The following is a 13,476-nucleotide window of genomic DNA, read 5'->3' as shown; positions in this document are numbered from 1 at the left end:
CTATGAAGAAGTCTGATTTACTTGAACTGTGGAAAAGTCTTCTATAACAGTAACAGTCAATATGCCTGTTTTTTTGTCTAATTTAACACTGACTGCTTTTATGGGAGTTATTGTTGTTCCAGGGACTGTTGAAAGCATAGCCGCTTGCTTTGCATTCTCAAGGGCCTCGTTCAAGGGAACTTTTCGTTTACTGGTTATGAGAGTGTCTCCATTTATGTAACTACCTGATCTGAAACCAACATTGGCAATATTAGTTTTGATTGAGTCGGTAGGTACTATGTCGTTTCCTTTTACTATAACTCCGGCTATTGGAATTCCTTGTTCTGTTTCTGTGGATGAAGCGTAGGACATATATGCCATCAACCTTCCAGATACTATAAGAATAAAGGCTAACATTAGAATTATTAGGGTGTCTCTTCTCACCTTTATAAACATTTTCTCACCTTATTTTTCACCATTTTTTTCCATATTTAAATCGATTAAAAGTTTAATATTATCTTTAAATTTAACTGCAGCTTCACCAATACATACCACTGCATCTGTGTTACATTCTAATCCTTTTTTAAGCCCCTCAATCACCTGTTCTTCTGTTGCTCCCAGTGTACCGCTGCGAAACTTGTCAGGTTCTTTATCAGTTAATTTGATCTTCCCTGATGAAATATATTTTCCTGCTGCATGTCTAGAATAGTAGGAGGCAGGTATGATAAAATCAGCATTAGCCATTGTTTTTGCCATGATTTCTTCGTCTCCGGTTCTTCCGGATTCAGAAGAGATGGTGATGACCACTGCTAGTTTGTCATAGGTTTTTTTAAGCTCTCTAAGTACAGTTTCAACTCCTGAAGGGTTGTGCGCATAATCTACAATTAAATTCAAGTTTTCACCGTGATAAACGCATTCTAAACGTCCGGGAACGCCTTTAAAAGTTTTAATATATTTTTTAATGTCTTCAAGTGGTATATTCAATACTTCGTGTGCTGTGGCAATGGCTCCCAGGGCATTGTAAACATTATGCAATCCTGAAATTCCCATTTCTATTTCTATAACTTCTTGGGGAGTTTGAAGTAAAAAAGTATTTTCGGTTATATTTTTGGCCAAATAATGAGGAATGGGTCGTTTTAGGCCGCACTGGCACTCATAATAACCTAATCCTGAAAGGGTTTCTTTGATTATAATTTCTCTTTTGCACCAACAAATTTTTTTACTTACTCCTTCAGGGGCATGATCAACACCAAAGGTTACCACTTTCCCTTGGTAATTTAATTCTGATAAAAGTCCCCATATAGTGGGATCATCACTGTTAACCACAACAGTTTTCCCCTGAAGCTCTTCCAGGAGTTCTCCTTTTATGCGGGCGTATTGCATGAAGTTTGACCCATTATTCAGGTGATCGGGGGTTATGTTAGTTATAACACCACAGGAAGGACGGCATCGTTCAATGGTGAATTTCAAGTCTCCTTTTTCTCCTTCGGTCCCGGTTTCCACCACTGCAATGTCTCCTTTTAATCTGCACTGCAATGGAGGAATGTAAGCAACATTACCCTGAAGTGTTTTGAATCCGTGTTCAGTGGGCTTTAAACCTATCATATAACAGAAATGTTTCAGAAGGGTAGTGGTTGTGGTTTTCCCATTGGTACCGGTAATACAGATCACTGGTTTATCCGGGCTGATCTGCTCAATAATATCATCTACTTCCATTAGTTGGGAATTACTTTTCATAATTTTTTTGAACATTTTTGAAGTTTTTGATAAACTTGGCGGGGGAATTATGTAATCTGAAGAGCTGAAAAACGATTCAGGATGGTTTGATAAATATATAGGGGGGTTATATTCTGCAAGCGTGTAAAGGAATGGGCAATTGTCTGAATCCTGAAGATCAGTACATATTACGTTGTGTTGGTGGTCCATGAGAACTCTGGCAACTAAATTTCCAACTACACCACAAATACCTATGACTCCGTATGTTTTGCTTTTGGAGAGGAGAACTTTTTCCAGTCTGGATGAATGGTTGTTCATATTAGCACTCATTTTATTTATCACCATATCTTTATTTTCCTTTATTTCTCTGAAAAAACCGTCTCCATCTAATAACTATTTTTTTGAATCTTCCATCCAAAAAAATCCAGTAGGTAATTATAATCCAGTAGGTGATTTTGTTAATGGAATTTTCGATAGTAGTATTCCGACTAGTTTTATTAGGATTATTTTGGTTGACAATTTTTAATTTTTAGTTTAATAGGAATTTATCAAGGTTATTCTGTAATTTAACATTTATAAAGTCATTTGTAAATCATCAACAAAATGTTACCATAATATTAGATATTTTGTGGTACAAGTGAATGAACTGGATTGAATGTACACGTATAATATGACCTTCACATAGGGTTAAAAAAGGTATTATAATGATTTATTGGATAAATATGTTGATAAATTTAGATCGATTAAAGAAATTAAATTTGACAAATCCTTTTAATTGGTTATATTCTTTTTAATTAGTTATATATATTTTAAATCTTTTAAAACATTATATGCAGGGTCCATACCCTGAGCACCAATAAGAAGTATAGTATCTTTATCATTAGCTCTTTTTAAGGTTTTTTTCAGGGCTTTGGTCAGTGTGTTATAACATGTGCAATTGATTCCTTCCTTTTGCAGTACATCTATAAAAATCTTTTTCTCTGGTGGCATAACCCAGTTGGCATCATCCACCACATCTTCACTGCTGGTCACTGTTAAGTTACAATTAATCTTTTTAACCGAATCAGCAATAGCCTGGGCATTTAACTGGTTGATGGAGTTCCCTCTAGAACCCCGAATGGCGCAAACAATGTAGAAATTCCCAGAAACTAACTCCAATGCACTTTGTATAGTAGCTCTGATACCATCAGGGTTATGGGCAAAATCATCAATGATAAGGGGGTTATGTCTAAGAATGTTGAACCTGCGTTTGAGTGCTTCATATGATTTTACAGCCTTTTTAATAGTTTTGAAGTCTATTTTCAATGCAACTCCGGTTGCTACAGCTGCCAGAATGTTTTGAATAAAATGAGGACTTTGGAAAGGGAAATCTTTTGTGGGAATGATTAATTGTTCCTGGTAATAAATTCCTCCTTCCTTAAATTCAACATTGGTTCCGGACCCATAGAACAATACCTCAGCATTTGGAACTAACTGCCCCATTTCACGTATTAATGGGTCATCATGATTCAGGATAACTTGTTTGCCATCAAATCCTCTCAATGAACCTGAAATCTCTTTTGATGCATCTTCCAATGAATTAACCAGTCCAATATGATCCAGGGACACGTTGGTTAAAACAACTATATGGGGCTGGATGGCACGTGTCATGCGATGAGCATGACCCACCATATTCCTATCATCCCATCCCTGAACCTCTGAAACCTCCAAAACCAGGGCATCCAGCTTGCCCTGAAATTCAGCGATCTGTTTGGCTACCATGGGATCAATGAGAGTGTTGAATTCTGATTCTGAATCGGTATTGGTGTGGGCATTGAAACCGGCTTCAAGGAGGATTTTATGTATCATGTGGGTAGTTGTTGATTTCCCGTTGGTACCGGTTACCACAATTCTAATTGTATCATGGGCGAATGTGTCTATAGCCCACTTGAGAGCGAAAGCATTTACCAGTTCAATTTTTTCAGTTAAAATTAAGGGCAAACCAACTTCTTTGGCAAGTTCAACAGAGTTTCCACGGGCATCCTGGGTCACTACACATGAAGCACCTTTTTCTGAGGCCATTTTAATGCCTACCTCATCGATCCAGTGCCTTACTACAACATCACCTTCTCTGGCATCCTTCAGAATATTGAATATCCCATTTATCGCTATGTTTTCACCAATCAGCTTCCCTTCAGATTTTACTGCAAGATAAGCTGTGTTAAATTCTTTCATATTATTTATCCTTTGAGTTCTGGAAACTGGATTAAACCGGATTTCAACATATTTATTTGAAAAATTTAATTAAATGGAAATTTTATATGTTTGGCCAGTTTTAGAATATTACCAATGAATTGATGGATTTACCATAGGAATTGATAAATTAAAATGGCAACTAGGCAGATTATTAATGTCATTGACCAGTAGAGAGCCACTATCTTTTTTTCAGACAGTCCTTTATAATTTAAAGTATGATGAAGTGGTTCAACTGGGAGTTTTATGATGTGTGCACGGTGCATGAGACTGATAATCACGGAAATTATGGGTATAGCTAAAGCTATAACTGTGAAGTAAATAATATCTCCTAAAAAACCGGCAGTGAGGTATCCTGCACCCAGGGCAAATGATCCAGTATCACCCATAATAATACTGGCAGGATAACGGTTGAAAACCAGAAAACCAATAGAAACACTGGTTAAAATTGTAAATGGGAGAGCAGCACCAAAATTTCCCTGAAGCATTGAAAAAATGACGCACGAAGCTGATGCAATGGTTAATATTCCTGCTGCTAGACCATCCATTCCATCAATAAGGTTCACTGAGTTAATAGATCCTACAATGCCAAATATAACTACTGGTATGATGAAGAGGCCTATTTCAAATCCTAAAACCATGCTACTAACAGCACCAGTGGCTACCAGGAAAACACCAATTACAATCTGGGCGATTATTTTATTCCTTTCAGTTCCTTCGCTTTTTATGGGAGTTTCACCAGTGATTTCAACTTTACCCTGTTCTAACAATGTTGGTAAATCGTTTCTAGCTTTTTTGGTTGCTACACGGGCTTCTTCTCCGGGTTCCAGGGTTAAACGGCCAATTGTTACTGGTTGTGTGCTGATGTTGCAGGCTACTTTCTGCACTTCCTTGATCTTCAATCCCAGTAAATCATCCAGTAAACCAACAATACCTGCGGCTAACATGATCAACACGGTTAAAATAAGATTTTTTTCGTTACAATACACTGAAGCAGCCAGTGCAGCACCTAAAAGGATGGCTAAGCCACCCATGGTTGGGGTGCCTGTTTTATGTTTGTGTTCAGTTACAATGGGTTTGTCAGTTACATCTGCATCTAATAATATCTTCCGAACAAAGTATGTAAAGAATACTGTAGCTAAAAATGTTATAACCAATGCTAAAATCAGATTATATGTATTGTTCAAGTTATCACCTTAATAATAAACATTTATAAAATTTTTGCACTGAATTAAGGAATTAAATTCAATTTTTAAATTCAATCTTATGTTAAAGAATCTATTTCATTTAATTTCGGATATTCATCAACTTATTTTACTTACTCTATACCTTCTGTTACTTAAAACTCTATACTTGCTACATCACTTAAAACTTTCACATGTTGTTTTTATTATTCTTAAATGGTAATGGAACTATTGATTTATCTATTAATGTAAGGATAGTTTCTAAATTGTAAATCTTTGATTTTTTCTTTATTATTTATCTTATTACTAAATTATTTTAATTATTTACTAATTATCCTATTACCAAATTAATTATACTAATTCTTACCTAATTCCTAAATTTTTTTAGGTTTAAATTTAGTTGGGCTGCTGTTTTTAAAGTATCTTTTTCATTTTTTCCTCGGATTGTTATCCGTTGATGGTTTGGTGGCCCGTGAATGATCCAATCATTATCTCCGCGGAATTTTCGGAAAAGGTAGTTATTTTTATCAGTGTGATAATCGCCCACAGGTAATTCAAGTGCAGCATATTCTTTTATCCTTTTTTTAACACTCTTAACCTTCCATGATCCGGTGGCCATATCAACAAGTTCATTTAAAGGATTTATATCGGATGATGAATCAGTTAAATAACGAGTACCACTGGGTCTGGCGTTTATCTCCAAAACATAAGTCTTTTTGTTTATTTTATCAAAGATAAGATCCAGATCTGCTGTGCCCTCAACACCCAAAAGCTTAGCAATGTCACTGGCAATGTTCCTGATTGTTTGATTGTAGTGACGTGCTTCTAAACCTGAATCTGCACTATCTATATTTAGGGGGGCTTTTTTCAATTTTTTCAGGGGATGAATACCATCAAGAGTTGTTTTACCTTTATGAACTGGGACTAGGGGAATGGAATGGTTTTTCCATCTTAAGATCTCTACAGATATTTCAATTCCATCTAAAAAACGTTCAACCAGGGAGTTGTCATAGTTTTCCAGGTAACGCTGCACATCTTCTTCAGATAATGCAATTTTAATATCTCTACCTCCCTGCCCCTGGGCCTGTTTAAGAACCAATGGAAATTCTTTTAAATCATTTTTTTCTTTGGAATTGATTAAGTGGTGTTCCGGAGTGTTTATATTATTGTTAAGGAGAAATTCTTTGGTTTTGATCTTGTCTCCGGTGATTGAAACTGTATTTATGGGAGAAGCTACTACTGGCAAACCATAATCTGTTTCCAGTTCTTCTTTAAGCAGGGCCACTTCCTTCAAGGGGTCATCGATCCCTATTAGGGGCACCACACCATCGACATCTTCTTTAATGGCAATTTTTTTAGGGTGTTCCATTCCTCTGGGAACAAGGTGATATGAATCAGCTAAATCCAGATTTTGTGCTTGAGGATTTGATTCTGTAAGAACAGTGGTAATCCCCATTTTTTTGGTGTAGAGGGCAACATCATCAAATAGACGCGCACCTATAAATAGTAGTTTCATGAGTAATCCTGAGTTATTTTTTTCAATAATCTTTATACATATTCGTGTGGTGTGTTATAAAAATTTTGAGAACAATAACTCTACTAAAATAACAAATTGAATTATATTTATTTAAAAAATATTAAGGTAGATGGGGAATACTATTCCTAAATGGAATCATTCCAGAAATAAAATGATATTATAATTGAATGTAATTTATTTCTTATTTTAAAAGTGCATGAAATAATTTTAATATGTAATTGGCGCTGGTTTGGACTTCCGGGGACATTTCATTGGTTAAATCCATATTTTTAGGTTGTATTCCCAGAAGAATTATTTTCGCAGATGATGTTGATTCAAGGTATTTAATTAGAAAGGATAATGGCATGGCATGGGTTGAAATGTTGTAGTTTTCGATTTCCTCTTTGTTAACCAGTTTAATCTTTCCTGGCTTTTTATTCATTTCCACTGCATCTAAGAGGATAATATGGCTGGGGGTTTCTCTTTTTATGGTGCCAGTGAAATTTTCAGGAACAGTTTTCCCATCAATGATTGTAATGTTTTCATTTTCAATGAATGATTTTGACATTTCCTGGGCAAGAACAGACCCTATGGAATCATCACCCCTCATTTCATTACCAATTCCCATTATGACTATCTTACGATGATCTTCAAGGAATTGTTTCAATTGATGCTCTAATTGTATCTAATCCACCCCCCATGGAATATTTCAGGTCTATATTAATGGATTCTCCTTTTTCCATATTTAAATTATTGGTAGGAATGAGAAGAGGTGGATTAAGCATGGGTGTCGGGCCACAAATGAGGTTGGATGTTAGAAGAGTGAATGTCGTAATCTTAATACCCGAAACTGTGCCGTTGCTGTTGATGGGAATGGTAATTTGGTGTTCAGTTTCCTCTTTAATATATTTCTTAAAATCAATTTTATCGTATATGAGGAGTTTACTCATCAATTCAGGTTGTGGTATTTGCCCTTCTTGGTAGATGGTGTGTTTACTTTCAAGATGAATTGCTTCCACGCCGTTAAACACCCCACATGGAATAATATCCCCATCTTTTTTAAGATATTTTCGCACAGAATTAAGGACTGGAACTTGCTCTTCATCGATGAGAGCAGTATCCATCATTTCACAAATTATAAGGTCAGCGTTTTCAGAAAAATTAATATTTTTAGCATTGTTTACCAGTATGGAAACGTTATCACAGGTGCTAAGATTTTTTTGGGCTAATTTAGCGGTATGAGGATTTTTTTCCACCGCGTAAACAAAACGAGCTAAAGGGGCAGCCCAGAAGCTAAAAACTCCAGAACCGGTCCCTAAATCGTATACAACACCTTTCGACTTTTGATTAATAGCTTCGTAGAATGCTGCCAATCGATGGGTATCCGAAAGCAAGTTTTGTTGATAGGATGTAAGTTTCATCCTCTTTTTTTTGTTAATTTGAAGTAAAATTATTTTATTACTTCGGTCCACTAGCGGTACTGGTTAATTTAACGTGTTCTACACCTTTAAGTCTCATTATCTTTTCAGTGAGGTCTCGGATGTATTTAACGTCTCCTTTAACAACTATTACCTCTAAACAGTATTTTTCCGTCATGTGAACGTGCATAACGGCGTTAATATATTCTCGGAAGTCATGCTGTATGTCAGTAAGGTCTTCCATAACTCCAGTGTAGTGATGGTCATAAATTACAGCAATGATACCTATTCGGTCACCTTCCATCTCTTTCATCCATTGATAACGGACGATATAATCCTTTAGTGCATCTCTAATACCTTTGGATCTAGATTGGTATCCTCTGTCTTTCAATACTTCATCGAACTCATTCAACAATTTTTTTGGCAGTGACATGCTTATTCGCATCAACTTGTTCCCTCCAACTTCTATATTATTTTATTACTATTTTATACTATTTAAATGTTGTAGAATATTTAAAATATTGTTAATACAAAACAATTTTTAAGCATAATTTTTCTAAATAATTTTTTTATTTAAGTATAAAAATCTGTTATATATAAACTTTGGTATGTTTTACTATGGACATTATCAATATGTTTTTTAAATTATACATCTCTCATTGTTAGAATTTGAATTTGGAATCAGTATTAGGGATAAAAAGTCTGGTTTACTTAAATAAAATCATTTTAGTAACTTCAACATAAGTAATACTGATCAAATGATGTTAATCATTTATATTAAATGTTGTATTAAATGAATAAGATATTTTTAGATATTTTTTTGAAAAAAACTGGTTTTTGGGTAAGTTAATCATTTCTTCATTTTTATACAAATTGCCTTAAATCATGCCACTGCCTTTGATTTGTATCATGATTATATTTTGAATGAATTCTGATAATTTGTATGAATTCTTTGCATCTAATTTTCCATACTAAACTATACTAGTGATGTCGTGATATAATAATTACAATAGATGTAATGATGATCATGCTCGGGTGAAAACATGAAAGTTGAAGATGCCATGAATAAGGGTGTTATAAGCATTAATGTAGATACTCCTCCAACAGAAGCCTTTCAAAAGATGTATAGGGAAGGGGTGAGAAGACTTTTTGTGATGGATGATGCAGGAGAACCTATGGGTGTAGTTTCCTATTCAGATATTATTGGAGTTCTTGGAACCATTAAACCTTCGGCTAAAGATGCTGTTTCCCTTCAGATCACGGATATAATGTCTGAGGAGGTTATAACCATTTCTGCAAATAACGGTATAGAAGATGCTGCAAATCTTATGTTAAGAGCGGACATATCTGGTTTATTGGTTTTGGAGGATGATAAACCGGTGGGAGTTATTACAAAGACAGATATATGTCGTATGGTGGCTGCAGAACTTTTAGTTCCGGTTTAAATAAACAATACAAAGAAATCTAAGTTTTGATCATTGATAGATCTTTGATTAAATCAATCTCTTTTTAATTTTGGCCACAGTTGGTCCATAAACAAACGAATTTATTCAACTTATTAATATGTTGGTGAATTGTCTGGTTTAGTGAATTGTCTAATATAGGCATATAAAAATAATGAGAAATGCGGCTGCCGGGATTTGAACCCGGGTCGTAGGCTTGGAAGGCCCAAGTCCTAACCAGACTAGACTACAACCGCGATGCGGCGTCCGGGATTTGAACCCGGGTCGCTGGCGTGGCAGGCCAGTGTCTTAACCAGGCTGGACTAACGCCGCATACCGTGATTTTTCTATTCATGTTATTTATATCTTTAGGTTTTTACTTTTTTCATTGAAATTTTCTCAAGATGAAATAAATAATATCAATTAAGTAAAGAGTCTTCTAATTTCTTATTGGGCTTTCTAATCATCTTTTAAATTCGATTCAAATAATTTTTCTACTCATTCTATTTTTTTTATCACGTGCTGTAGATGAATAAATAAAAAAGTTTATTCTAAAGTTTACAAAATACACTCCTGAGGAATGATATGTACAAAAAAATTTTATTACCTACTGATGGTTCAGAATATTCCAAAAAAGCTGGTGAACACGCAATATGGTTTGCGGAGGAGGCTATTTCTCAAATTATTGTTTTAAATGTCATTGACACATCTTACCTGAATTCTATACCTCAAGAAGATCTTGGATCAACTTTAGAGGATCACTTTAAGGCAGAGGGGAATAGGGCAGTTAATAGATTTTCTGAAAAATTACAGAATGATCAATGTGATGGCAAATGCAAAAACGTCCAGTTTGTCACCAAAATAAAAAAAGGTCAACCTGTTGATGAAATATTGAAAACCATTAAAGAAGAAGGCATTGATCTGGTGGTGATGGGTGCTTCTGGTAAACATGGATTAAAAAGATTATATCCAGGAAGTGTTACTGAAAGAGTGGTAAGATCTGCAGAATGCCCAGTTTTAGTGATTAAATAAATCAACTTTTTGGTGATCTATTGCTTTAAAATATTCTTTGTCTGATATTTTTCCACTAATTTTTTTAAATACCAATTAAATCTCTAAATATAACTATTTTTCTAAAAAAAACTATTTTTAGCTTATATTTAGCATAATATTTATTTAGCTGAAGTATTGTTTGGTCATTGAGTCAGTGAATTTTTCCAATTCCCGTAAACTTTATATTACTAAATCTTCCTAACAATACAAGTTACCTAATGATTTTAAATAATCGTTTTAATGCATTAAATGTTCTTTAATCTATAAATAATTATTAAATCAAGATTTAGTAAGGGTGTTTAAATGTACGTAGTGATAATGGGTGCTGGAAGAGTTGGTTTGACTCTGGCTAACTATTTAGTGACATCTGGAAATGATGTAACTGTTATAGAGTCCAACAATGGATTATGCAGTGAAGCAGCAGCGAATTTAGATGCTTTAATAATCTGTGGTAACGGCACCAATACAAAGACATTAGAAGATGCCAACATCTCTGATGCTGATGTTTTTGTGGCTGCCACTGGTTTTGATGAGGCTAATCTACTTTCATGCATCCTGGTAAAAGATTATGATGTATCCAAGATTATAGCAAGGGTAAGCAACCCTGATCATGAAGAAGCATTTAAAAAAGTAGGCATTGATTACGTTATCAGTCCAGAACTCACAGCAGCGGGATATCTTGAAAAACTAATTAACCGTCCAAAAATTGCTGATTTAATTGTTGTAGGTAAGGGAAATGCTGAATTGCTGGACATAAGTATTCAGAATTCAAGAGTTGTTGGAAAATGTGTTGGTGATCTGAGTCCTACTGATGACTACATAATTGCTGCAATTCATCAAAACGGTGAGATGCGCATCCCTCATGATGATTGGGTGTTGAAAAAGGATGAAAAGATATCGGTACTGGTGAAAACCACCGCAGTTAAAAAAGTTACTTCTGTTTTTATTTAATCTTAGTTGTATACGATTCAGTTGTATACAATTTTGTTAATTACAATTCTTTTATATTAATATTGGTTGTTCAAATCTTCTTTTGTTGTTCTTTTCTTAAATAATTCTCTTTTTCATTATATGGGCTTTTCCAGGATAATTAAATGTGACAACGTAGTACATCTTCCAGGAGCCGCATGTCAATGTTATTTTCCACCAGATCAGATAAACGCTGAATCGAGAATTTTTTTAGTTCTTCAAATTCATCATGTGAATATCCTAATGGTTCAAGGCCATTAACTTCCCTTAAATAATCTGTGAAGGATCTGCGGAAATTAAAATTATGGAATATTCCATGGAAATAAGTACCTGCAGCTAAACCGTCCTGAGCACCATCAAAACCAGATTCAGGATAATTACCACAACCTTTAAGAACTTTAAGAAGAGGTTTTGACTTACCCAGGCGAGAATAACCTTCATGGAGTTCGTAACCCTTTAAAATTTCTTTTTTCCTGTTTTTAAAGATTCCATTACCAATAAGAGTTCCCTTGCTCTGGCTAATTGTTTTTTCAAATTCGCCAAAGCTGGTTTTCACATCCAAAATTCCCATACCATCGATACTACCTATATTGGATTCTTTGAGGGATTTATCTATTATCTTTGTTCCCAGCATTTGATAACCCCCACAAATACCGAAAACAGGAATTTCTTTGGCAAGAACTTGGATTTTGTCAGTAAAACCTTCTTTATCAAGGGTTACCATGTCACTAATACTGTTGCGTGTTCCAGGAATAATTAGTGCATCAACGTTTCCAATCTCATCATCCATCTGGATAAGTCTTACTCCTATTTCATCTTCATATTCAAGGGGGTCAATATCTGTGAAATTGGAAATGCGTGGTAATCGCATCACACCTACTGTGATTTTGCTGTTACCATTATATTTACGTTCAGATAGTGAAGCTGAATCTTCTTCAGGGAGTTTAAGGTCATGATCATAGGGTAAAACTCCTAAAACTGGAACTCCTACTATTTTTTCGATTTGACGGATTCCTGGCATCAGAATATCCAGATTCCCTCGGAATTTATTGATGATGATGCCTTTAATCCTTTTTCGATCTTCAGGGGGTAAAAGTTGGAACGTTCCAGCAATTGATGCAAAAACTCCACCTTTGTCAATGTCTGCCACTAGAATTACATCAGCATCAGCCAGACGTGCAATCTGCATGTTGGCCAGATCCACATCTAACATGTTAATTTCAGCAGGCGAACCTGCTCCTTCCATGACAATAATATCATAATCCTCTTTCAAAGCATTTAAAGAGTCTTTAATAGCTTTTAAAGCTTTATCCCTGAAGTTATGTTGATAATGATAAAAATTCATATCCCCTGCAGGTTTTCCATGCACTATAACCTGGGAAATAAAGTCTTCCTTGGGTTTAAGAAGAACAGGATTCATGTTATGATGGGGTTCCACACCAGCAGCTTCAGCCTGCAGAACCTGAGCCATGGCTATCTCCCTGTTTTCAGAGGTGGTGAATGAATTGAGAGACATATTCTGAGATTTGAAGGGAGCAACACGATATCCTCTCTGGGAGAAAATACGACACAGTGCAGCTACCACCACGCTTTTACCTGCATTGGAAGCAGTTCCCTGGACCATGATACATTTAGTTCTCTTGGAAGGTGTCATTTTCTTCACTTTTTTCTTTTAATTGGATAATAAACTTTTAATTGAATAATGAATCTGTTAAATAGTTATTTCAAGATCAGATTATTAATTTGAATTTTGGATGAATTTAGTATGGTGAATTTAAATAATCTTAACACTTTTATATACTTAAAATGAATTATATGTTTCATGACATCTGCTGATGGAATTGATCTAAAGAGCAAAAAAATATAGAATAAAATCCAAAGCAAATGTTCATATACAAGTTTTACTATAGTCATTAGAGTATATTCGATTATAAAAACAGGTTGATTTTTTATAAATCTAAAATTAG

At 34.9% G+C, this 13,476-nt stretch carries 12 protein-coding genes and 2 tRNA genes; 3 read left to right on the top strand and 11 right to left on the bottom strand.

What is annotated here, in order from left to right; genetic code table 11:
* The 8 genes from J2743_RS07190 to nikR all read right to left on the bottom strand — a co-directional run bounded on the left by J2743_RS07190 (nt 1) and on the right by nikR (nt 8,490).
* The gene (locus J2743_RS07190) at nt 1-435 is read right to left on the bottom strand and encodes an Mfer763 family protein (protein ID WP_209625898.1); all 435 of its coding nucleotides are present in this window, start codon (nt 433-435) and stop codon (nt 1-3) included.
* A gap of 9 nt (nt 436-444) precedes the next feature.
* A complete protein-coding gene (gene murC, locus J2743_RS07185) occupies nt 445-2,025 on the bottom strand; it encodes a pseudomurein biosynthesis peptide ligase pMurC (protein ID WP_245248127.1) in 1,581 nt (526 codons plus the stop codon).
* Nucleotides 2,026-2,493: 468 nt separating this feature from the next.
* On the bottom strand, nt 2,494-3,909 hold the full coding sequence (murE, locus tag J2743_RS07180; RefSeq protein ID WP_209625897.1) for a pseudomurein biosynthesis peptide ligase pMurE: 1,416 nt from the start codon (nt 3,907-3,909) through the stop codon (nt 2,494-2,496).
* Nucleotides 3,910-4,037: 128 nt separating this feature from the next.
* Nucleotides 4,038-5,114, bottom strand: a complete 1,077-nt coding sequence (gene mraY, locus J2743_RS07175) for a pseudomurein biosynthesis MraY family phospho-N-acetylmuramoyl-pentapeptide-transferase (RefSeq protein ID WP_209625896.1) — start codon at nt 5,112-5,114, stop codon at nt 4,038-4,040.
* Between the two features lie 364 nt (nt 5,115-5,478).
* A complete protein-coding gene (gene ddl / locus J2743_RS07170; protein WP_209625895.1) occupies nt 5,479-6,627 on the bottom strand; it encodes a pseudomurein biosynthesis D-Ala-D-Ala ligase in 1,149 nt (382 codons plus the stop codon).
* Nucleotides 6,628-6,829: 202 nt separating this feature from the next.
* Nucleotides 6,830-7,294 carry a hydrogenase maturation peptidase HycI gene (gene hycI, locus J2743_RS07165; protein WP_245248125.1) on the bottom strand — a complete coding sequence of 155 codons (465 nt, stop codon included), beginning with the start codon at nt 7,292-7,294 and terminating at the stop codon, nt 6,830-6,832.
* Complete coding sequence (locus J2743_RS07160) at nt 7,278-8,048, bottom strand: methyltransferase domain-containing protein (protein WP_209625894.1); 771 nt, start codon at nt 8,046-8,048, stop codon at nt 7,278-7,280. The genes hycI and J2743_RS07160 overlap by 17 nt, the downstream gene beginning before the upstream one ends.
* A gap of 37 nt (nt 8,049-8,085) precedes the next feature.
* Nucleotides 8,086-8,490 carry a nickel-responsive transcriptional regulator NikR gene (nikR, locus tag J2743_RS07155; RefSeq protein ID WP_209625893.1) on the bottom strand — a complete coding sequence of 135 codons (405 nt, stop codon included), beginning with the start codon at nt 8,488-8,490 and terminating at the stop codon, nt 8,086-8,088.
* A 598-nt stretch (nt 8,491-9,088) separates the two neighbouring features.
* Between nikR and J2743_RS07150 the strand changes: the two genes are divergently transcribed.
* Nucleotides 9,089-9,490, top strand: coding sequence for a CBS domain-containing protein (locus J2743_RS07150; protein WP_209625892.1), 402 nt, complete (start codon nt 9,089-9,091; stop codon nt 9,488-9,490).
* Between the two features lie 180 nt (nt 9,491-9,670).
* Here the strand turns inward: J2743_RS07150 and J2743_RS07145 are convergent.
* Nucleotides 9,671-9,744, bottom strand: a tRNA-Gly gene (locus J2743_RS07145).
* A gap of 2 nt (nt 9,745-9,746) precedes the next feature.
* Nucleotides 9,747-9,820, bottom strand: a tRNA-Gly gene (locus tag J2743_RS07140).
* Nucleotides 9,821-10,072: 252 nt separating this feature from the next.
* Here J2743_RS07140 and J2743_RS07135 point away from each other — a divergent pair.
* Entirely contained in the window at nt 10,073-10,519 is a 447-nt protein-coding gene (locus J2743_RS07135; RefSeq protein ID WP_209625891.1) for a universal stress protein, read from the top strand.
* A 324-nt stretch (nt 10,520-10,843) separates the two neighbouring features.
* Complete coding sequence (locus J2743_RS07130; protein ID WP_209625890.1) at nt 10,844-11,491, top strand: potassium channel family protein; 648 nt, start codon at nt 10,844-10,846, stop codon at nt 11,489-11,491.
* Nucleotides 11,492-11,630: 139 nt separating this feature from the next.
* Here the strand turns inward: J2743_RS07130 and cobQ are convergent, their stop codons facing one another.
* Nucleotides 11,631-13,163, bottom strand: a complete 1,533-nt coding sequence (gene cobQ, locus J2743_RS07125) for a cobyric acid synthase CobQ (RefSeq protein WP_209625889.1) — start codon at nt 13,161-13,163, stop codon at nt 11,631-11,633.
* Nucleotides 13,164-13,476 lie beyond the last annotated feature (313 nt).

This window comes from Methanobacterium petrolearium (genome assembly GCF_017873625.1).
GTDB classification, from domain to species: domain Archaea; phylum Methanobacteriota; class Methanobacteria; order Methanobacteriales; family Methanobacteriaceae; genus Methanobacterium; species Methanobacterium petrolearium.
The sequence above is the reverse complement of the archived record's forward strand: the minus strand, read 5'-3'. Positions and strand labels throughout refer to the sequence as shown.

Coding starts and splice junctions, on each gene's coding strand:
- J2743_RS07190 (WP_209625898.1), bottom strand. CDS start 435: ATGTTTATAAAGGTGAGAAGAGACACCCTAATAATTCTAATGTTAGCC.
- murC (WP_245248127.1), bottom strand. CDS start 2,025: ATGAGTGCTAATATGAACAACCATTCATCCAGACTGGAAAAAGTTCTC.
- murE (WP_209625897.1), bottom strand. CDS start 3,909: ATGAAAGAATTTAACACAGCTTATCTTGCAGTAAAATCTGAAGGGAAG.
- ddl (WP_209625895.1), bottom strand. CDS start 6,627: ATGAAACTACTATTTATAGGTGCGCGTCTATTTGATGATGTTGCCCTC.
- J2743_RS07160 (WP_209625894.1), bottom strand. CDS start 8,048: ATGAAACTTACATCCTATCAACAAAACTTGCTTTCGGATACCCATCGA.
- nikR (WP_209625893.1), bottom strand. CDS start 8,490: ATGCGAATAAGCATGTCACTGCCAAAAAAATTGTTGAATGAGTTCGAT.
- J2743_RS07150 (WP_209625892.1), top strand. CDS start 9,089: ATGAAAGTTGAAGATGCCATGAATAAGGGTGTTATAAGCATTAATGTA.
- J2743_RS07135 (WP_209625891.1), top strand. CDS start 10,073: ATGTACAAAAAAATTTTATTACCTACTGATGGTTCAGAATATTCCAAA.
- J2743_RS07130 (WP_209625890.1), top strand. CDS start 10,844: ATGTACGTAGTGATAATGGGTGCTGGAAGAGTTGGTTTGACTCTGGCT.
- cobQ (WP_209625889.1), bottom strand. CDS start 13,163: ATGACACCTTCCAAGAGAACTAAATGTATCATGGTCCAGGGAACTGCT.